Here is a 20279-nt window from a genome sequence, read left to right on the forward strand (position 1 = left end):
CATTCATCAACCTAAAAAAGATGCTGATTATTTACAGCATCTTTTTAGATCTTGGATTTAAATGGTATTGAGCGCTTCAAAGCGAAATGAAGCGCCTCGGTGTTCTTCTGGTAAATACGCCCCACGCCCAAAAAGCTTTTCACGTAAAGTTCCTTCACGATAATCTTTTTGATAGACGCCGCGTTTTTGTAGTTCAGGAACAACATATTCCACCACATCTTCAAAAGTTTGATGCGCCAAGATATACGCTAAATTAAATCCATCAATGTCTGTATCTTCAACCCATTCCTGTAAACGATCTGCCACAGTATGAGCAGCACCGACAATAACAGGTCCATTGCCGCCCACACTTGTCCACTTCGCGATTTCTTCAATCGTCCAAACTCGATTTGGGTCAGCTTTAACATAAGAATTTAATAAAGACTGAATCGCATTGGTTTCAATATATTCAACTTGATCAGTTGATTGATATTGAGAAAAATCTACACCTGTCCAACCAGAAACCAGCGTTAGTCCACCATCATAACTGCCATAGCTTTGATATTCTTCAAATTTACTTTGAGCTTTAGCATCAGTTTCATCAACAACAATAGAAAGCATGGTATAAATTAAAACGGATTTTGGGTCTCGACCTTCTTCGACCAGTTTGGAACGAATGCCTTGTACAAGTTGTTTAACCGCAGTTTTAGTGGGTGCAGAAATAAATACACATTCAGCATTTTGACTTGCAAAACTTTGACCACGATGAGAAGCACCTGCTTGATATAAAACAGGTGTGCGTTGTGGTGATGGTTCACAAATATGAATGCCTGGGACTGTAAAATATTGCCCTTCATGTTCAATGGGATGAACTTTATTGAAATCGGCAAAAACACCACGCTTTTTATCACGTATTACGGCATCATTTTCCCATGAACCTTCCCAAAGCTTATATAAAACTTCTAAATATTCATCGGCAATATCATAGCGATTATCATGTGTAACTTGAGTTTTTAAACCAAGATTTTTCGAACCACTTTCTAAATAAGAGGTGACAATATTCCAACCTGCACGTCCTTTGGTCAGATGATCTAAAGTACTCATCCGTCTTGCAAAAGGATAGGGATGCTCAAATGAAATAGATGTTGTTACACCAAAGCCTAAGTGTTTGGTTACGGCTGCCATTGCAGGCACAATTTGTAAGGGATCATTGACTGGAACTTGTACCGCGCCTGTTAGCGCATGTTGGGCATTGCCATGATAAACATCATAAATGCCTAAAACATCGGCAAGAAAGATACCATCGAATTTACCGCGTTCTAAAATTTTAGCTAAATCAGTCCAATATTCTAGATCTTTATACTCTGTAGAACGATCAAGCGGATGTCGCCATAAACCAGGTGATTGATGCGCAACACAATTCATTTCAAAAGCATTAAAGCGGATTTGTTTGGTCATAATAATAAAAATCTTAGTGGATATTTTTATCTTATAAAAAATAAAGGCATTATTTTATATTTAAAGCTGAGATATAAATCTGTTTTTTTACTTATGAAAATACTTGTAAATGATATCAGTTAATCTTTTTATTTATAAATAAAAAGATTTTTTACTTAATATTTTGATTATTAATTGAATATCTCTTATTTTTAATTTTTTTATTTTATTTAAAGTGAATTACTTTCCATCTTAATATATAAGTGAATAATAATATTGGTGCTAGTTTTAATATAGAAAATCAAACTAGGGAAATCTAAATGACAGCAAAGATTAATATCCAATTAAATTCAGCAGAAAATATTCCAAAAGAATTTTATTTATTAAAAAATAAAGCATATATTATTCAAAATGATGCTGAGGCAATCCAAATTGCTCAAAATTTGGCGCAAGAATTTAAAAAGGAAGCAGCAATTCGAGACCACGAACGGCGTTTACCCTTAATCGAAATTGAAAAATATTCACAGTCTGGTTTATGGGGAATTACCATTCCTAAGCAATTTGGTGGGGCAGGTGTGAGTTATAAAACGCTTGCTGAAGTTGTGAAAACGATTTCGAGTGCTGACTCTTCATTGGGGCAAATCGCCCAAAATCATTGGGCTTTTGTTGAACATATTCGTTTAGATGCAACACTTGAACAGCAAGCTTTTTTCTTTGATCAAGTGCTACAAGGACATCGTTTAGGTAATGCATTTTCAGAAAAAAGTTCGAAAACTGTTGCAGATTTAACCACAACAATTGAATTTAAGGAAGATCATGCTGTAGTAACGGGGCAGAAATTTTTTGCAACAGGTGCACTTTTAGCGCATTGGATTCCTGTGGTTGCTGTAAGTTCTGAAGGGAAACCTTTTGCCGCTTTAATTCCACAACATCGTGAAGGTTTAACCATTAGCAATGATTGGAGTGGTTTTGGACAGCGAACAACGGTGAGTGGTTCTGTCACTCTAGATCATGTAAAAGTTGATTTGGAAAATATTGTTCCAATTTATCAAGCCTTTGAACGTCATACTGTGGCAGGTGCTATTTCTCAGTTTATTCAAGCCGCAGTTGATGCGGGCATTGCACGTGGTGCAATTCAAGAAACCATTGATTATGTACGCCAATATACTCGCCCTTGGATTGATTCTGGTTTAGAAAAAGCGACAGATGATCCTTATACCATTGCCAATATTGGCGAATTAAAAATAAAACTCCGTGCTGCTGAAGCTGTTTTAGACTTAGCTGCATTGGCAATAGATGCGGCTTTAGCCGAACCTTCTGAGCATCATGTTAATGAAGCAACTTTGTTAAATGCTGAAGCAAAAGTATTAACCACCGAAATTGCATTATTGGCAGCCAATAAATTATTTGAACTTTCAGGTACACGTTCTACTTTGTCAGAATTAAATTTAGACCGTCATTGGCGCAACGCAAGAACACATACTTTGCATGATCCTGTACGTTGGAAGCTAAATATCGTAGGTAATTATTATTTAAATGATATTCCACCACCACGTCATGCTTGGAGCTAATAGGAGAATAACAATGACAACATTTACACAAAATCATGAGCTTTCTTTGGGTGGGAACTATGAGCAAGTTGCCCAAAAGTTTCGCCCAATTTTTTCTAAAATTGCAGAGGATGTTTTAGAGCGAGAAAAAAACCGTATTTTACCAACCGAGCAAATTGAGTGGTTGAAACATGCAGGCTTTGGGGCTGTGCGTGTCCCTGTACAATATGGCGGTGAAGGTTTATCTCAACGTCAGTTATTTCAGCTACTGATCGAATTAGCAACGGCTGATTCAAATATTGTACAAGCATTGCGTGGGCATTTTGCTTTTGTGGAGGATCGTTTGGTTGCCCATAGAGATTCTTCCCAAGAAATTTGGTTTAAGCGTTTTGTACAAGGTGATTTGGTGGGGAATGCATGGACTGAAATTGGTAAAGTTGAAATTGGTGATGTCATTACACGTGTTTCACAAAATCAACAAGGTAAGTTAGTGGTAAATGGTGAAAAATTCTATTCAACAGGAACTATTTTTGCAGATTGGATCGACCTTTTTGCGTATGATGAAACCTTAGATCAACATGTGATTGCAGCTGTATCGACACATGATCAGGGCATTTTGATAACAGATGATTGGGATGGATTTGGGCAAAAAACCACGGGCAGTGGCTCACTCAAAATTAATCAAGTTCCGATTGAGCGTGATCATATTTTGTCATTTGAACAGCGTTTTAAATATCAAACAGCCTATTATCAAGTCTTTCATTTAGCCACTTTGGCAGGTATTGCATTGAGTGCAGTTGAAACTTTTTCAGAGGAAGTTCGCCAACGGACTCGTATTTTTAGTCATGGTAATGCAGATCTGGTTCGTCATGATGCACAAGTTTTACAAGTGATTGGTAAAGCATCTGCACAAGCTTTTGCGAGTCAATCTATTGCATTAACAGCAGCAGAAACTTTAGATACCGCATATTTGAGTCATTTTCAAAATAATGATATTTCAGATCAAAAAGCCAACAATGCGGCTGAGTTAGAGTCATCACAAGGGCAGGTAGTGATTGCAGATTTGGTTTTAGATTTAACGACATCTTTATTTAATGCTTTGGGTGCATCTGCAAGTACAACAGCAAAACAATTAGACCGTTTTTGGCGTAATGCACGTGTAGTTTCTTCGCATAATCCACTTATTTATAAAGAAAAAGTGATCGGCGATTGGTTGGTAAATCAAACACCTTTACCTTTTATTTGGCAGATCGGAAATAGCCCATTGGCAAAACATATTTCTGCTTGATATTTATACTTGGCTAATTCGGAGCTTTCATTTTACAATGAAGGCTCTTTTTTTATGGTGATCATCTAACAAGTGGCGTTATAACATAAATGTAAAATAGAGAATGAAAAGATGGAAATTTCACAGTTTAAAATGCCAAGATAAGTCTAAAAAGCAACAATGAAACGAAAAAATAAAACCCGCTAATTTGGGCGGGTTTAATTCAATTCTAGATGAGTATTTTTAGTTTAAGCAACTTGTACAGGAATACAGTTCGCTGTGTGATTGACTGTATTGTCTGGGTTTGCATATACAAGACGTGGTTTATGTGCATCTGCTTCTGCATTGGTAAAGTCACCAAATGTTGCGATAATCATTAAATCACCAACATCAGCTTGAAGTGCAGCACCGCCATTAACTGAAATAATGCCTGAACCTTCTTCACCACGAATCGCATAAGTTGTGAAGCGCTTACCATTGGTGACATTCCACATATGAATTTCTTCATATTCGCGGATACCAGCTAAATCTAAAAGAATGCCATCGATTGCACAAGAACCTTCATAATGTAATTCTGCTTGTGTAACGACACAACGGTGGATTTTAGCTTTTAATAAACGAGATAGCATGGCTTGCGTCTCCTAGTTGTCCTACGACAGTTATATGTAATTAAACAATAACCTTTACAATGGGATACTTTCGAAAGCGCATTTTGCTCTTAAAATAACCACATAGCAAGAAAAATTGTTTAACAAAGCTTTATTTTAATAAATGGAAATCAAGGTTTATATGCATTGATTTGATTCATTGCTTGTTGAATCTCACCATTGACTAAAAGTTTAGCCTTACTTAAAGCATGATGCAGTGCATCATCCATTAAATTTTGCTCACTACTTGGTGCACGACCTAAGACATGCCCAGAAACTTTTTCTTTTGAGCCGGGATGACCGATACCAATACGTAAGCGATGAAAGTTTGCACCAATATGTGGGACGATATCACGTAAACCATTGTGACCACCATGACCACCACCTGTTTTTAAGCGAATGATACCTGGATCCATATCCAATTCATCATGTGCGATCAAAATTTCTTCAGGTTTAATTTGGTAAAATTTGGCGAAAGGTACAACACTTTGACCGACAAGGTTCATAAAGGTTGTTGGTAATAACAGACGAACGTCTTGACCTTCAATGTTACCACGACCACTGATTCCTTTATATTTAGGATCAGCTTTGAGTTGAATGCCATATTGTTCTGCAAGGCGTTCTACGAACCAGAAGCCAGCATTATGGCGGGTTTGGGCATACTCAGAACCTGGATTACCCAAACCGACAATCAGTGAAAGTTTACTCACTCATTTACACCATTTAACACTTATGCGCGTTTGAAGTCAGCGTGCATAGGAGTGTTTTTAGCAGGGTGACGTTGTAACGCTTGGATTTTAACGCTTTCAACTTTACCTTCGATGTTGATTTCAACAACTTCTTCAAAGAAAGCATTGCTTTCTAAAGCTTTAACAAGCTCACGAAGTTCTAAAGTAACTGCTACAGGCTCAGCAGCACCACCGTAGATGATTGCTGGAACTTTAGCTTGATGACGAAGGCGGCGGCTCGAACCTTTCCCTTGAACTGCTTCTTCACGTGCTACTGCATTTAATACGAAGTTTGCCATGATTAGACATCCTATTTAAGTTTAATTGACTGAACTTTCGACCAGTCCAGTGATAGAAAGCCCCACCAAAGGGCAGGGCTTTGAAAATTTCGCGCTATTATAGATAAGAATCAAACATTGCGCTAATAGATTCTTCGTTGTTGATACGACGAATTGTTTCAGCAACCATACTTGCTACTGAAACTTGGCGAATCTTACCAAGTTTTAAAGCTTCTTCAGAAAGTGGAATGGTGTCAGTAACAACCAATTCATCAATCACAGATTTACTTAAATTTTCAAGTGCTTTACCAGAAAGTACTGGATGAGTTGCGTAAGCAACTACTTTACGAGCACCAAAAGTTTTGAGTGCATCAGCAGCTTTACACAATGTACCTGCTGTATCGACCATGTCATCGACAATCACACAATCACGGTCTTTTACATCACCAATCAAATGCATCACTTGTGATTCATTCGCTTTTTGACGACGTTTATCGATGATTGCAAGATCAATATCACCCATTTGTTTTGCAACTGCACGTGCACGAACTACACCACCAACGTCAGGTGAAACCACCATTAAGTTGTGATGCTGTTGTTGACGTAAGTCAGCAAGTAAGGCAGGTGTACCGTAGATGTTATCTACAGGAATATCGAAGAAACCTTGGATTTGGTCAGCATGCAAGTCGATCATCACCACACGGTCAATCCCAACTGTTGTCAGCATATCTGCAACAACTTTTGCGGTAATTGGAACACGTGTAGAACGAGGACGACGGTCTTGACGAGCGTAACCGAAGTAAGGAATCACGGCAGTGATACGACCAGCACTTGCACGACGCAAAGCATCAGCCATAACCAAGATTTCCATAAGGTTGTCATTGGTTGGGGCACAAGTAGGCTGTACGATAAATACGTCTTTACCACGCACATTTTCAGTAATTTCGACAGTGATTTCACCATCAGAAAATTTACCTACGGCAGCAGCTCCCAGTGGGATATGCAAATGGCTTACGACTTTTTGGGCGAATTGCGGATGCGCTGATCCACTAAAAACGACAAGATTGGGCATGAAGCACCCTTGGCGGTTGGCAAAATTTGAAAATAGATGGCAGGGGCGGCTGGATTCGAACCAACGGATGCCGAGATCAAAACCCGGTGCCTTACCACTTGGCGACGCCCCTAATGCGGCAGAATTTTAGTATTTTTGCTTGTTCATGTCAAGGAATATCGACATTTTAAACAAATTACCATGTTCTGTCTTTTTTGAGAAAATGGCAGGGGCGGCTGGATTCGAACCAACGGATGCCGAGATCAAAACCCGGTGCCTTACCACTTGGCGACGCCCCTAATGCGGCAGAATTTTAGTATTTTTGCTTGTTCATGTCAAGGAATATCGACATTTTAAACAAATTACCATGTTCTGTCTTTTTTGAGAAAATGGCAGGGGCGGCTGGATTCGAACCAACGGATGCCGAGATCAAAACCCGGTGCCTTACCACTTGGCGACGCCCCTATTACAGCGATGAACAAACATCTACAGATGAAAATGATGGCAGGGGCGGCTGGATTCGAACCAACGGATGCCGAGATCAAAACCCGGTGCCTTACCACTTGGCGACGCCCCTATCATTACACTTTAACATGAATCAGTGGTGATTCTTTTAAACTATTGACCAAGTAAGCTTTACATGGTGAATTTTTTAAAACGTCATCAATGATCATATGCTCAGTGACTTCAACAAAAACACAAGCACCTGTACCTGTTAACTTTGCTTTACCGAACTGATCTAAGTATTGCATCGCTTCATTTACTTCTGAATATAATTTTTGAGCGATAGGCTCAAAGTTATTTCTAAAATTAAATGAGTTTTGTTGATAGGCGCAAAATTTAGTGGGCTTTGTATCTCTTGTCAATGTTTTTTGTGAAAAAAGCAACTGAGTGCTGATAAAACAATCAGGTTTTAACACAATGTATTGTTTTTGAGCTAAGTCTATGAATGTTAAGTGTTCGCCAACTCCCTCTGCCCAAGCATTTTTACCATGAATAAAGATGGGAACATCTGCACCTAATTTTAAGCCTAATTTAGCCAATTGTTCAATATTTAAGCCACATTGCCACAATTGATTGACGATGAGCAGCGTTGTTGCTGCATTAGATGAACCACCACCTAGACCCGCACCCATCGGAATATTTTTTTCAATGTTAATTTTTAAACCCGTTTGCTTTTTTGCATAAGGCTTTAAAATTTGTGTGGCTTTGTAGATTAAATTTTGTTCCAAATCAACATTACTTAAACCATCAATTGTGATTTGAGCGTGATCTGTTTGTTGAAATTCCATCCAATCATATAAATCGATGAGCTGAAAAATAGTTTGCAACTCATGATAACCATCAGCACGACGACCTGTGATATGTAAAAATAAATTGAGCTTAGCAGGGGAAGGGACACGAATCATGAGAGCCTAAACTTATATCAATTAGCGGTTTTGAATGATCATTGTAATACGATTTTCTTGTCCTGCTTCAAGCGCTTGCTTTAAAATCAGCTTATTTGGCAAGTTCGCTGCATCGTTGTAGCTTAAATCAACCGTCCAACCATCTTCTTCAATTTTGATAGGGCGTTGTTGTGAGTCTTTTTGTAGAATTGCTGCTGTGGTTGCAGGTTTTGCTTGTACCCAGTCAATAATATGTGTGATTGGTGCAATCCAGCCTGTTGCTCGTTCAAGTAGTTCTTCAGGCGTTTCTGCAGTAATTTCTCCAGTTTTTGAGCTGTTTAATGTCACTTCACCCGATTTGCCTTGAATAACAGTTTTGCCAATACCTAAAATTCCAGTGAGTTGAATGTCAAAATTTTCGTTATTTTGTTGCCATGTATAAAAAGCACTGCCTGATTGCTTAGGTGTTTTAACGCCAATTTTCCCTTCAAGCTGAAAGTTTTGAGCTGTTTCAATCTGGGGTGGTGTGTTTTGTTGCGGCTGAACATATTGTTGACAACCCGTTAAAGCAAAGATTGTCATCGTTATAGATGCAAAAGCGGTTTTAGCGATGAAGCGCATAAAGAAATTAACTCTTATTTAAGTGTTGGGGTAACAATAACGAATCAAGTTGATGTAATTCAGCATCATTTGGATGATTTTTTTTGAGTTGTTGTAACACTTGATTAAATTTGTCGAGAGAACCTTGCATATATAAAGATTTTGCATAACGTAATCCAATATTGATGCTGCCACTCATTTCATAAGCTTTTTGTAAGACTCGAGATGAGGTCGTAAAATCATTTTGCAAAAAGGTAATATAGCCTAAAGTATCTAAAATAGAGGCTTGTTCTGGCGCAAAATCAAGCGCTTTTTCAGCATAACTCCGTGCTTCTTTTAGGCGGCGGTTCTGCAAGGCTAAAGTGTACGCATAAGCATTTAAATATGTTGGGCTATTTGGTTCTAAAATAAGTAATTGTTTGAGTGCTTTATCCAATTGGTCTTTATTTTCATAGGGATCTAGCAATAAAACTTCTGAATAAAGTAATTCTGGATCATCAGGTAAATTATGCACTGCTTCGTTGAGTAAGCGTAAGGCTGCTTTTTTATTGTTCATTTTTTTTAGAATTTCAGCTTGTGCTTGATATAAAAAACTCGCATGTTGTGGATAATTTACACGCTCTTGCGTTAAAAAACGCAATACATCATTGAGTTTACCTTGATGGTCATAGATTGAAATGAGGTTACGCCTAGAAACGGTATATAAATTTCCATCGACTAAGCGATAATATGCTTTTGCTGTTTCAAGTTGTTGTTTGCGCTCTGCATTTACAGCAAGGTAAAAATAGGCATCATTTTGATATTTACTCGAATAGCGCAATTCGACTAAATATTGTTCAGCTAAGTCATATTGTTTAAGGTCAATCGCTGTTAAGCCACCGATAAATAATGCTTCCTCAGCATTTGGCCAAGTTTTAATAATTTTTTCGAGTTTGTCTAAAGCCTGTTCAGATTGGTTGATTTTGATCAGATAACGCACCTCAGCCAAACGAACTTCTAGGTTGTATTTATGTTTACGGCTACTGTATTCAAACCATTCTAAAGTCTGTTTTTCATCGCCTAAAGCCATTAAAAGATTGGCTTTCATGAGAATAAAGCCTGTGACTTTAGGGCGTTTTTTAAGTGCTTTATTGATTGTTGCTAAAGCAGTTTCAATTTGATTATTTTGTGCTTCAAGCCCTGCAATTAAAATGAGAACAGAGGGATTATTTTTCTCTTTGCTTGCATATAAGGTATTGAGTAGATTGAGGCGATCTTCTTCTGATTCGGGAGTGATTCCTGCTAAAATTTGCTCTAGATCAGCATTGGCATCAATATTTAAAATATGATCTAAGGTTTCAGCAGCAAGTTGATATTCATGTGCTTTGAGTGCGATATGAGCTAAATAAAATTTAGCTGGCACATCTTCAGGCTCTTGTACAACCCAATGTGTTGCAATATCGAGTGCTGCTTGCAAATCATGTTGCTCAATCGCAATGTCTAATGCACGTTGTTTAATTGAAGTTGAATTATTTCGAATAGCAAGTACGGTATAGTTATGTAGTGCAGTTGGTGTATCATGATACGCTAGGGCAAATTCGGCGATCATGGTTTGTTTTAATGCTTCTGTATTATAATTTGCATGATACAATCCTCCAGCCGCTTGAAGATGAGCGCTAGAAGCCATACTACCGACAAGTAAGAATGTGGTAGAATATTGCTTAATTGTCGTGCCGTTAATTCGGCTGCTTATTTGACGCAATTTTTCTTTATCCAAGTATGCTTTTTATGACACCGTTATTGCACAATAACATAAATTTAGCGAAATGATGATCTGATATGTCTTTCTTTGCATTGGGTGTCAACCATCAAACTGCTTCCGTAGAGTTACGTGAAAAAATTGCGTTTAATCCAGAGCGATTAAGCAATTTGTTTGCAGGACAAGGTCAACATCACGAAATGAACGATATGGTGGTGGTTTCGACCTGTAACCGTACCGAAGTTTATGCCATGGCTGAAAATGCCGATATGGTATTAGATTGGCTTGCCCAATCAAATGGTATTGATGTAAAACAATTGTCAAATCATGTATATCGTTATGAAAATACAGATGCTGTTTCACATCTCATGCGTGTTGCAAGTGGTCTTGACTCTTTAATGTTGGGTGAGCCTCAAATTTTAGGTCAAGTAAAATCTGCACTTGCTTTGGCAAAAGATGCTCATATTGTTTCGCAAAATCTAAATCAAATTTTTGAATATGCATTTTATGCAGCTAAACGTGTACGCTCTGAAACTGCGGTGGGTAGTCATGCTGTTTCAATGGGTTATGCCGTTGCTCAGCTTGCATTACAAGTATTTAGTAAACCTGAAAAACTGACTGTAATGGTGGTTGCAGCAGGTGAGATGAACAGCTTAGTGGCAAAACATTTAGCTGAAATGGGTGTTGCTAAAGTTCTTATTTGTAACCGTGGGCGAGAGCGTGCTGAAAAGTTAGCACAAGAAATTGCACATCGGGTTGAAGTTGAAATTATTCCATTTTCAGAATTAGCTGAAAATTTGCATCGAGCAGATGTCATTTCAAGTTGTACAGGTAGTTTGTATCAAGTCATTTCTTTTGCAGATGTGAAGACAGCTTTGAAAAAGCGTCGTTATCAACAAATGTTATTGGTTGATTTGGCTGTGCCACGTGATATTGATTCAAAAGTTGAAAGTTTAGATGGTGTGTATTTGTACGGGGTTGATGATTTACAATCGGTAATTGATGAAAATTTAGCACATCGTCGTCAAGCGGCGGTTGAAGCTGAAGTGATGGTCAATCAACTCGTGACACAGTTAGTGACACAGCAAAAAATTAATGATGCAGGTGAAACAATTCATGCCTATCGTCAACAAGGTGAAAATTTAAGTCAGCTTGAACTACAAGATGCGTTGCAACGTATTCAAACAGGCGAAAATGCGGAACAGGTTTTAAAAGATTTTCAACATCGTCTGACTCAAAAACTTTTACATCCTACTTCAATTTTGCTACGCAATGCTGCTAAAGATGAAGACCCTTCACATTTTGAATGGTTGAAAGAAAATATTCAGGATATTTTTGCTAATGGTCGTAAGGTGAAGTTGAAGCCTTGATCTTAAATATATTTGATAAAATATGTGAATAAAAAAGACCGATCTTTTGATCGGTTTTATTTTTAGATTAACTATGCACCAATTTTAAACTAATTTTCTTGGTGAGTTCATTGAGTTGTCGACGTAAATTTCGCATTTCAATGAGCGAAGAAGGAGATTTGAGCTTTTGTTTAACATATTTCTCTTGTAAGGCGAGAGAATAATCTGAGGCGAGTTTATCAGCCATTTCTGGTGAGTCAGTTAAAGCTTGAATATTTGTACGTTGTATAATTTCTGAAAGTTGCAAATGATAGGCACTACATGCGCCTAAAATATAATAGGTTGCAAGTTCTTGATCATCAGGTAAGTCATCAAAAATCAGATCAAAGATCGTTAAAATTTGTGCAATAAAATCATTGGGTTGAATAAAAGCACGTAACACTTCAAAATGAATATAGAGAAAAGGATGCTGCATTAAAATTGCGATAGCAAATTCTTCATTACCTGTATTTTGCGCAAAAGATAAAGTTGCGTCTAAGCTGACTTGAGGTTGCCATTTTTTGTTAAATCCAAGCTTTTCACGGAAAAACTGACGTAATAAATAGCGATATGAACCTTGTTTAGGCAGCAGTTCAATCAATTGATTGAGTTCAGCCATGACCTGACTTTTGCCTTCAGGTGTTGTAATTTCATAGTTTTGGCTGAGAAGTGCAAACAAAAAGTCTGAAAGTAAAGGCGCGTTTTGCCATAAACGATGGAAACTTTCTACGCCTTCTTTGCGGATCAGAGAATCTGGGTCATGCTCTTTAGGTAGGACAAAAAACTTAAGTTCTCGTCCGTCATTAAGTAAGGGTAAAGCAATTTCTAGTGTTCGACGAGCAGCTTTTTGACCTGCGATATCACCATCAAAAGCAATTGTGATTTGATTATTTTGTTTAAATAAAATTCCCAGATGGTCTGCATTGCTTGCAGTACCTAGCGTAGCAACAGCGCCTGAAATGCCATATTGTTGTAAGGCAATGACGTCCATGTAGCCTTCAACCATGAGCCAGTTCTGTGCACGTTCTTTACGACCTTCATATAAACCATAAAGTAGCTGATTTTTATGGAATACTTCAGAGTCAGGCGAGTTGATATATTTAGGTTTAATATCGTCATTGAGCGCACGACCACCGAAACCAACCACACGACCTTTACTGTCTCGAATAGGAAAAATCACGCGATCACGGAGTAAGTCAAAGTCACGACCATTATCACTGGTGCGAATTAAACCCAGCAATCTTAAGCCTTCAATATCTTGTGGGAAGGCTTTTTCTAAATGTTGCCAATCTTCAGGTGCATAGCCCAAACGCCAATATTGGATTGTATTTTTACCTAAGCCCCGATGTTTAAAATACTGTTGAGCACTTTGACTTGAAGGCAGTTGTTTTTCATAAAATTGCGCTACATTTTCTAAAAGATCATACAAATTCCCTTCTTGTGGAATTTGTTGATCACTCATCATATTAAACTGAGTTGGATCAAAATCTTCAGGGTCAGGATATTGGCTGAATACTTCAAAAGGATCAATTTCAGGTGCAATATCGTTTTGGTTTAGATCAGGTGTTTTAGATGGTGCAGTAAAATTAGGCGCTGTTGATGGTTTTGCAGCTTCACGCTTATAAGATATTCTTTTATTGTCTTGATTATCTTTAGGTAGCTCAATACCTGTTTGATTAGCTAAGTCTTTCATCACATCAACAAAGTTGCGATGATCAATATCCATTAAAAAACGGATTGCATTACCGTTCGCTTGACAGCCAAAACAATGAAAATATTGTTTATCACGATAGACATGAAAGGATGGCGATTTTTCCTGATGAAAAGGGCAGCAACCTGAATAAGTACGTCCTGTCTTTTTCAATTTCACACGTTGACCAATCAGATCGACAATATCAGTTCGATCTAAAATTTGATCAATCGTGTGTTGAGGAATTGCCATAGGTCAAAGCCAAATATACATCTAAAAAGAAGCGGGTCGATAAGTTTAGCTTAGATTTAGCAAGGCGTATATGCGTATTGAATTTGCTTACACATAAAAAAGGCAGAATTTAATTCCGCCTTTTGTATATTGATATAAATGTGCGAACTTATTGTTCAGCTTGTTTTGGTTCTACAGGTGTTTGTTGAGTACGTTGGCGGTCATACAAACTTTCATCTGCACGTGCAGGTTCCGAAGAAACTTCACGGTCTGGACGGTCAAGTAAACCAAAAGTTGCACGATTTAGCCAACTTGCTTGATTGTCATTTTTTTCTTTGGCACTAGATTCAGTACTTTCAACAACACCACGTGTTTTTTCACCACGCCCCAAGATCCCTAAAGTTGCACGGTTCAGGAAACTTCCTTCTTTACGAGCAGCGCGTAAATTAACTTCACCATTTGATTTAACAAGATTTGGATAATTGAGTTTCAGGAGTTCAACATATTGTTGAGAGGTTGCTTTGTCACCGAGTTTGTCATAACCATATGCCATTGTTGCAAGTGCTTCAGGAATCTGAGGAGTCTGCGGATAATGCTCAATCACCCATTGTGAACGTTCAACAGCAGCTAAATAAGCTTTACGTTTGACATTAAAACGCGCTGCATTCATTTCACTTTCAGCAAGTTCTTGTCCAATAAATTTCATACGTTGTGCTGCATCAACGGCATATTGGCTGCTTGGGAAACGACGAATGAAGTCAACAAAGTTTTGATAAGCGACTTTTAAATACCCAATATCACGATGCGATTGCTTTAATGACGTATAACGCATAATGCCATCGTAGTTTTGTTCCATATTTGCCACGCCACGCACATAGTAAGCATAATCTACATTTGGATGCTGTGGATTTAGGCGAATAAAACGATCTGCTTGAGCAATTGTTGCTTCATAATCTTTTTGTTTAAATTTGGTATAAATCAGCTCTAACTGAGATTGTTGCGAATATTGTCCAGTTGGATAATAGGTATCGATTGCTTGTAATGATTTTTCAGCATCACCATATTGTCCTTTATCTAAGGCTTTCATCGCTTTGTCGTAGTAGCTTTGCTCGCTTGACTTAGGACCAGTATCAACGATATCTTTTTTACTCGGATTGCTGCTACAGCCTACAAATACCGTTGCTATGCTCAAAGATAATGCGAGCATTGTAACTTTATAACGTGGTAGCGACATAAAAATTCCTCTGTTTATACGGGCAATAGGCTACAATTGCGCTATTAAACCACTTTTGTCCGAATGAGCAAATGACTTCAGCACAATCTTCTAATTCTAATTTCTCAGAAAATGATTTCAATTTACTTGAAGATTCTGAGGATGCAGATAATCATACTTCAGCCACAACTGCAACACGTTTATCGTTGCAATTTCAATTGGATGACGGTTACTTAGGGCAACGTATCGACCAAGTCGCAGCGACTGTTTGGAATGAGTTTTCGCGTGAAAAACTCAAGCAGTGGATGAAGGATGGTCATTTGTTGGTAAATGGTAACATTGTTAAGCCAAAGTACAAATGTGAAGGTAATGAGCTTCTTACTTTAGAGGTTGAATTAGCAGCACAAACTTCAGCACAACCTGAAAATATTCCTCTTAATATTGTATATGAAGATGATGATATTCTAGTGATTAATAAACCAGTAGGTCTGGTGGTGCATCCGGGTGCGGGTAATCCAACAGGAACTTTGGTGAATGCTTTATTGCATCATTTCCCAAAATCAGCAGAATTAACACGAGCAGGTTTAGTCCATCGTATTGATAAAGACACCAGTGGATTACTGGTTGTTGCAAAAAATTTAGAAGCTCAATTTGCCTTAAGTAAGCAGTTAGCAAAAAAATCTGTTTACCGAATTTATGATTTGATTTGTTATGGCAATATCATCGCAGGTGGCACGATTGATGAGCCAATTAAGCGTCATCCTGTTGATCGTATTAAAATGGCGATTTTACCGGGCGGGCGTGATGCTGTGACACATTATAATGTTAAGGAACGCTTCCAAAACTTTACCCGTGTACAAGCGCAACTAGAAACAGGTCGTACACATCAGATTCGTGTGCATTTTTCTTATATTGGTTATCCTTTAGTGGGTGATCCTGTTTATATGAGTCGCGTTAAAGTGCCTGCAGGGGCATCTGAAACTTTGATTAATACATTACGTGGTTTTAAACGCCAAGCGTTACATGCTGCAAAATTGGGTCTTATTCATCCTCGTACCAAAGAAGAGATGATGTTTGAAGCACCTTGGTCGGAAGATTTTGCACAGTTGGTTGAAGTTTTACGCACTGAAAATAAAGCGTATTAATGTAGAAATAAAGGAGAATCACATGCAATTTGTTCAAGGATTACCACAAGGCGTCTTTGTTGGACAAACTCAAATCCAACATCCGCAAGCTTTACCTTCAAAGCAAGCTGAACTTGCAGGTTTTAACTTGGCATTGCATGTGAATGATGACCCGAAACGTGTGCAACAGCATCGTATGATTTTATTGGATGAATTTTCACAATATGCGGTGAATAAAATCACATGGATGACTCAAACGCACAGCACGATTTGCCATACAGTAAATGACAAAATTGAATTACAGGCACTCGAAGGGGATGGTCTAGTAACTCAAACTAAAGGTCATGCATTAATGATGATGACGGCTGATTGTTTGCCTGTGGTTTTAGGAAATGCACACGGCACAGAAGTTGCTAACCTACATGCAGGATGGCGTGGGCTAGCAGGTGGTATTATTGAAAATACAATTCAAGAAATGCAAACACAACCGACTTGGGCATGGCTTGGAGCCGCAATTAGTCAACCTTGTTTTGAGGTCGGTGCAGAAGTAAAAGCAGCTTTTTGCGCGAAATATCCTGAATTAGAGCAAGCTTTTCAAGCGGGTCAGCAAACAGGTAAATATTATGCCGACTTATATGCCATTGCCCGATTTATTCTCCAGTTAAATGGCATCACACAGGTGCTTGGTGGAGGGCAATGTTCATATTTACAGCAGCAAGATTTTTATTCATATCGTAGAAATGCAAAGACAGGACGTATGGCGACATTCGTCTTTATGCAGTAATTCATGTAAACTTGAGTAAATTTGTTTGTTTTAATTGATATGTCTTTATCTGCTAAATCTCTTGCGATTGTTTATCATAGCCCTTATGGGCATACAGCGAAAGTTGCTCAACATATTGCTCAAGGCGCAACTCAAGTTGGCGTAACAGTTCATCTTATGAATATTGAAAATATAAATTGGGATGTTTTGGATCAAGCAGATGCCATTCTTTTTGGTTGCCCAACCTATATGGGTAATTTAACTTCTGGTTTAAAACTATTTATGGAGCAATCTTCAAAACGTTGGTTAGCACGTACATGGCAAGGCAAACTTGCAGCAGGTTTTACCAATGGCGGCGGTCTGAGTGGAGACAAACTGGCTGTACTTCAGCAAATCAATTTATTTGCAATGCAACACGGCATGTTATGGACAGGTTTACCTTTAATGCCGACAGGTCGTAATACAGAAGACTTAAATCGGATGTCGAGTTTTCTAGGATTAATGACTCAATCAGATAATGCACCAACAGACATTACGCCACCCAAAGGAGATTTAGAAACAGCAATTTGGTTTGGCGAATATGTTGCCTTATTGTTAATAAGAATATCTAAATAATGTTTTTTTAAACAGTTGGTTAAAAATCAACAACTGTGATTTGGTTCATATAATTTATATTTCTATATAGATTTTGTAAACCTATTTACTTTCAAAAGTTTAATTTTAATTAATAATACTCTGACTTGCTTGATGGAATCAGCATGTAAAAAATAAAATAAAAATTGGAGTAAACGTAATGATAACTAAGAGATTAGTCATCTCTAGTGTTTTGTTTTTTTTAACAGTAGGTTTAACACACGCAGATGACTCAACATTAAAATCATTATCAGATTCTGAACTTTCTCAGGTGCAAGGTCAGGCACTAATGAATCTTACTTATACCGATCCCTCAAAAGCAAATGCTTCAATGGCTTCACAAAATATCGGTTTTTATAAACTGGGTATGGAAGCTGATGTGGAATTAAATGCCAATATTAAAAAGTTACAACTGGGCTGTGGTGGTGTAAATGGTGCAGGTGGCTGTGATATTGATATTGATAACCTAAGTCTTTCAGGTATTGCTGAAACACGTGAAGAGCGGGTCGGTTCTTCTGCAAAAATGACCAATCCTTTTATTGAATTTGCTATTAAAAATCCAAACTCAGCATCTACTCGTGAAATGATGGGTTTTCGTCTGAGTGCGGAAAAAGTATTAGGGATGTTGACCCTTGGTGAGGAAAATACAGGTACACCCAATGGGATCAATAGCCTCAGTGGTTATATGAAAATTAAAGATACGACAGGTACGGCATCAACAACTCCGCGTACCATGACGTATGGTGATACGGGAATGTCTTTAAACGGTACAATCAGAGCATTACTTTTAGCTCATCCTTTTTCAACAGATAATTATAGTCTTGATTTGAATAGTGCAAATGCAACACTTGCAGTTAAAGGGCAAACTATTTCAGGGAGCCGTATGAATAATGTTAATTTAGTCGGCTCGGCAACAATTGATCCATTGAGTTTTGGAGGGAGTATTAAACCTGCAATTTATGGTATTAAGTTGCCAATTAACATTAATGTTACGGGACAAATCTCAGGATTAACAGCTGATTTAAAAGTGAATGAAAGTTTAGGATTTATTCATAAATTACAGTTGAATAATCCATTTTCACTTTCATTACAGAAACAAGCGATCCATTGGAATGGAGCAGAAGTTGCAGCAAATAGGGGATGGTGGTTAGCAATTGAGGATCCTATTGATATAGGTAAAGTTACGCCAACAAACTCAATTGATGTGACAAATGATATTCTAAAACAAGTTGTTCCTGAAATTAATGGATTCTTGGCAAAAAATACAATGAGTTGTACATTATTTTCGTGTATTTTTGGTCTGGATATTGGAAATATTAATTTATCAGGCTCTAAACCGCTAGATTTTCCTATTAAAGATATTCAACTCGCCACGCAAAACTTTGCCCCAAACTGCTACGGCAGCCTAAAATTTTGCTAATAGTGATATAAAAAACCTCCAATTTGGAGGTTTTTTTACCGCTTTTATTTATGCATAATGCGTGCTTTATCACGTTGCCAGTCACGGTCTTTTTCAGTTGCACGTTTGTCGTGAAGTTGCTTACCTTTCACTAAAGCGATTTCGATTTTGACCAAATGACCTTTCCAATAACATGCTAAAGGCACACAAGAATAGCCCTTTTGATTTACTGCACCTTGCAGTTTCTCAATTTCACGTCTAGAAAGCAGTAATTTACGTGTGCGTGTGGCTTCAGGGACAACATGCGTTGAAGCCGACAATAAAGGTTGAACTTGTGAGCCAAATAAGAAAGCTTCGTTATTTTTAAAAATAATATAGCTTTCAGTGATCGTCATGCGACCAGCACGTAAAGACTTGACTTCCCACCCTTGTAAAGCTAGACCCGCTTCAAACTTTTCTTCAATAAAATAATCATGGCGTGCACGTTTATTTTGTGCAATGGTGCCACCATTATTTTTTTTAACCACAATATTTTTAGACATAATTCAAAATTTCCAAGATTAATCTTATTTTGCCTCAAACTTGGCTGTAGGTGAAGTGCTTTCAAATGTATTGAAGAGTTCGCTTCAAAATAAGTTTTTGCTAAACTAGGCATCTACATAAACAACTAGAGTATAAATGGATGTCTAAAACTCGTGTCATCTATCCTGGAACTTTTGATCCTATAACAAATGGACATGTCGACTTAGTGGCTCGTGCTTCACGAATGTTTGATGAGGTCGTCGTCGCTATCGCAATTGGACATCATAAAAATCCTGTATTTACTTTAGAAGAACGCGTGGCATTAGCACAAGAATCTTTAAGCCATTTACCGAATGTAGAATTTGTCGGTTTTGATGGACTTTTGGTAAACTTCTTTAATGAACAAAAGGCAACAGCGGTGCTCCGTGGTTTAAGAGCAGTTTCAGATTTTGAATATGAATTTCAATTGGCAAATATGAATCGCCAATTAGACCATCATTTTGAAACTGTGTTTTTAACACCTTCGGAACAATTCTCTTTTATTTCCTCCACGATGGTGAGGGAAATTGCACGTTTAAAAGGTGATGTACACAAATTTGTTCCACAATGTGTCGTCAATGCTTTTGAACAAAAAATTCAACAAGGTTGGTAGT

Annotated in this window: 18 protein-coding genes, 4 tRNA genes and 1 pseudogene; 8 read left to right on the plus strand and 15 right to left on the minus strand. The window is 37.8% G+C overall.

Features of this window, described 5'->3' with window-relative positions:
* Nucleotides 1-57: 57 nt before the first annotated feature.
* On the minus strand, nucleotides 58-1437 hold the full coding sequence (locus HX005_RS05900; protein ID WP_286376644.1) for an LLM class flavin-dependent oxidoreductase: 1380 nt from the start codon (nucleotides 1435-1437) through the stop codon (nucleotides 58-60).
* 374 nt (nucleotides 1438-1811) lie between these two features.
* Here HX005_RS05900 and HX005_RS05905 point away from each other — a divergent pair.
* Nucleotides 1812-2987: pseudogene (locus tag HX005_RS05905) on the plus strand (SfnB family sulfur acquisition oxidoreductase); the annotation flags it as partial.
* A gap of 13 nt (nucleotides 2988-3000) precedes the next feature.
* The gene (locus HX005_RS05910; protein ID WP_286376646.1) at nucleotides 3001-4254 is read left to right on the plus strand and encodes an acyl-CoA dehydrogenase family protein; all 1254 of its coding nucleotides are present in this window, start codon (nucleotides 3001-3003) and stop codon (nucleotides 4252-4254) included.
* A 227-nt stretch (nucleotides 4255-4481) separates the two neighbouring features.
* On the opposite strand, the gene panD is transcribed toward HX005_RS05910, so the two are convergent.
* The 11 genes from panD to HX005_RS05965 all read right to left on the minus strand — a co-directional run bounded on the left by panD (nucleotide 4482) and on the right by HX005_RS05965 (nucleotide 10666).
* Nucleotides 4482-4862 (minus strand): aspartate 1-decarboxylase, encoded by a 381-nt coding sequence (panD, locus tag HX005_RS05915; protein WP_004722504.1) that lies wholly within the window; start codon nucleotides 4860-4862, stop codon nucleotides 4482-4484.
* Nucleotides 4863-5011: 149 nt separating this feature from the next.
* On the minus strand, nucleotides 5012-5590 hold the full coding sequence (pth, locus tag HX005_RS05920; RefSeq protein WP_107006953.1) for an aminoacyl-tRNA hydrolase: 579 nt from the start codon (nucleotides 5588-5590) through the stop codon (nucleotides 5012-5014).
* A 20-nt stretch (nucleotides 5591-5610) separates the two neighbouring features.
* On the minus strand, nucleotides 5611-5907 hold the full coding sequence (gene rplY / locus HX005_RS05925; protein ID WP_107006954.1) for a 50S ribosomal protein L25: 297 nt from the start codon (nucleotides 5905-5907) through the stop codon (nucleotides 5611-5613).
* A gap of 97 nt (nucleotides 5908-6004) precedes the next feature.
* Nucleotides 6005-6958 carry a ribose-phosphate pyrophosphokinase gene (locus tag HX005_RS05930; RefSeq protein WP_107006955.1) on the minus strand — a complete coding sequence of 318 codons (954 nt, stop codon included), beginning with the start codon at nucleotides 6956-6958 and terminating at the stop codon, nucleotides 6005-6007.
* A 37-nt stretch (nucleotides 6959-6995) separates the two neighbouring features.
* Nucleotides 6996-7070, minus strand: a tRNA-Gln gene (locus HX005_RS05935).
* 91 nt (nucleotides 7071-7161) lie between these two features.
* Nucleotides 7162-7236, minus strand: a tRNA-Gln gene (locus tag HX005_RS05940).
* 91 nt (nucleotides 7237-7327) lie between these two features.
* Nucleotides 7328-7402 (minus strand) — tRNA-Gln (locus HX005_RS05945).
* 37 nt (nucleotides 7403-7439) lie between these two features.
* Nucleotides 7440-7514, minus strand: a tRNA-Gln gene (locus HX005_RS05950).
* A gap of 4 nt (nucleotides 7515-7518) precedes the next feature.
* Nucleotides 7519-8346 carry a 4-(cytidine 5'-diphospho)-2-C-methyl-D-erythritol kinase gene (gene ispE / locus HX005_RS05955; protein WP_286376647.1) on the minus strand — a complete coding sequence of 276 codons (828 nt, stop codon included), beginning with the start codon at nucleotides 8344-8346 and terminating at the stop codon, nucleotides 7519-7521.
* A gap of 21 nt (nucleotides 8347-8367) precedes the next feature.
* Nucleotides 8368-8946 carry a lipoprotein insertase outer membrane protein LolB gene (gene lolB, locus HX005_RS05960; protein ID WP_286376648.1) on the minus strand — a complete coding sequence of 193 codons (579 nt, stop codon included), beginning with the start codon at nucleotides 8944-8946 and terminating at the stop codon, nucleotides 8368-8370.
* Between the two features lie 7 nt (nucleotides 8947-8953).
* Nucleotides 8954-10666 carry a tetratricopeptide repeat protein gene (locus tag HX005_RS05965; protein ID WP_286376649.1) on the minus strand — a complete coding sequence of 571 codons (1713 nt, stop codon included), beginning with the start codon at nucleotides 10664-10666 and terminating at the stop codon, nucleotides 8954-8956.
* Nucleotides 10667-10743: 77 nt separating this feature from the next.
* Here HX005_RS05965 and hemA point away from each other — a divergent pair, with 77 nt between their 5' ends.
* Nucleotides 10744-12033: a glutamyl-tRNA reductase gene (hemA, locus tag HX005_RS05970; RefSeq protein WP_286376650.1), complete on the plus strand. Its 1290-nt coding sequence runs from the start codon at nucleotides 10744-10746 to the stop codon at nucleotides 12031-12033.
* Nucleotides 12034-12100: 67 nt separating this feature from the next.
* On the opposite strand, the gene HX005_RS05975 is transcribed toward hemA, so the two are convergent.
* The gene (locus HX005_RS05975; protein WP_286376651.1) at nucleotides 12101-13993 is read right to left on the minus strand and encodes a DNA primase; all 1893 of its coding nucleotides are present in this window, start codon (nucleotides 13991-13993) and stop codon (nucleotides 12101-12103) included.
* Between the two features lie 148 nt (nucleotides 13994-14141).
* Nucleotides 14142-15206 carry an outer membrane protein assembly factor BamD gene (locus HX005_RS05980; RefSeq protein ID WP_286376652.1) on the minus strand — a complete coding sequence of 355 codons (1065 nt, stop codon included), beginning with the start codon at nucleotides 15204-15206 and terminating at the stop codon, nucleotides 14142-14144.
* 71 nt (nucleotides 15207-15277) lie between these two features.
* Here HX005_RS05980 and rluD point away from each other — a divergent pair, with 71 nt between their 5' ends.
* The 4 genes from rluD to HX005_RS06000 all read left to right on the plus strand — a co-directional run bounded on the left by rluD (nucleotide 15278) and on the right by HX005_RS06000 (nucleotide 19125).
* Nucleotides 15278-16330 carry a 23S rRNA pseudouridine(1911/1915/1917) synthase RluD gene (rluD, locus tag HX005_RS05985; RefSeq protein ID WP_286376653.1) on the plus strand — a complete coding sequence of 351 codons (1053 nt, stop codon included), beginning with the start codon at nucleotides 15278-15280 and terminating at the stop codon, nucleotides 16328-16330.
* Nucleotides 16331-16352: 22 nt separating this feature from the next.
* Nucleotides 16353-17093, plus strand: coding sequence for a peptidoglycan editing factor PgeF (pgeF, locus tag HX005_RS05990; protein WP_286376654.1), 741 nt, complete (start codon nucleotides 16353-16355; stop codon nucleotides 17091-17093).
* Nucleotides 17094-17132: 39 nt separating this feature from the next.
* Nucleotides 17133-17687 (plus strand): flavodoxin family protein, encoded by a 555-nt coding sequence (locus HX005_RS05995; protein ID WP_286376655.1) that lies wholly within the window; start codon nucleotides 17133-17135, stop codon nucleotides 17685-17687.
* A gap of 178 nt (nucleotides 17688-17865) precedes the next feature.
* The gene (locus HX005_RS06000) at nucleotides 17866-19125 is read left to right on the plus strand and encodes a hypothetical protein (protein ID WP_286376656.1); all 1260 of its coding nucleotides are present in this window, start codon (nucleotides 17866-17868) and stop codon (nucleotides 19123-19125) included.
* A gap of 44 nt (nucleotides 19126-19169) precedes the next feature.
* Here HX005_RS06000 and smpB read toward each other — a convergent pair whose 3' ends face one another.
* Nucleotides 19170-19646, minus strand: a complete 477-nt coding sequence (gene smpB / locus HX005_RS06005; protein WP_107006966.1) for an SsrA-binding protein SmpB — start codon at nucleotides 19644-19646, stop codon at nucleotides 19170-19172.
* A 140-nt stretch (nucleotides 19647-19786) separates the two neighbouring features.
* Between smpB and coaD the strand changes: the two genes are divergently transcribed.
* Entirely contained in the window at nucleotides 19787-20278 is a 492-nt protein-coding gene (gene coaD / locus HX005_RS06010) for a pantetheine-phosphate adenylyltransferase (protein ID WP_107006967.1), read from the plus strand.
* Nucleotide 20279: the final 1 nt, after the last annotated feature.

Source organism: Acinetobacter sp. R933-2 (assembly GCF_030325485.1).
Classification (GTDB): Bacteria; Pseudomonadota; Gammaproteobacteria; order Pseudomonadales; family Moraxellaceae; genus Acinetobacter; species Acinetobacter sichuanensis.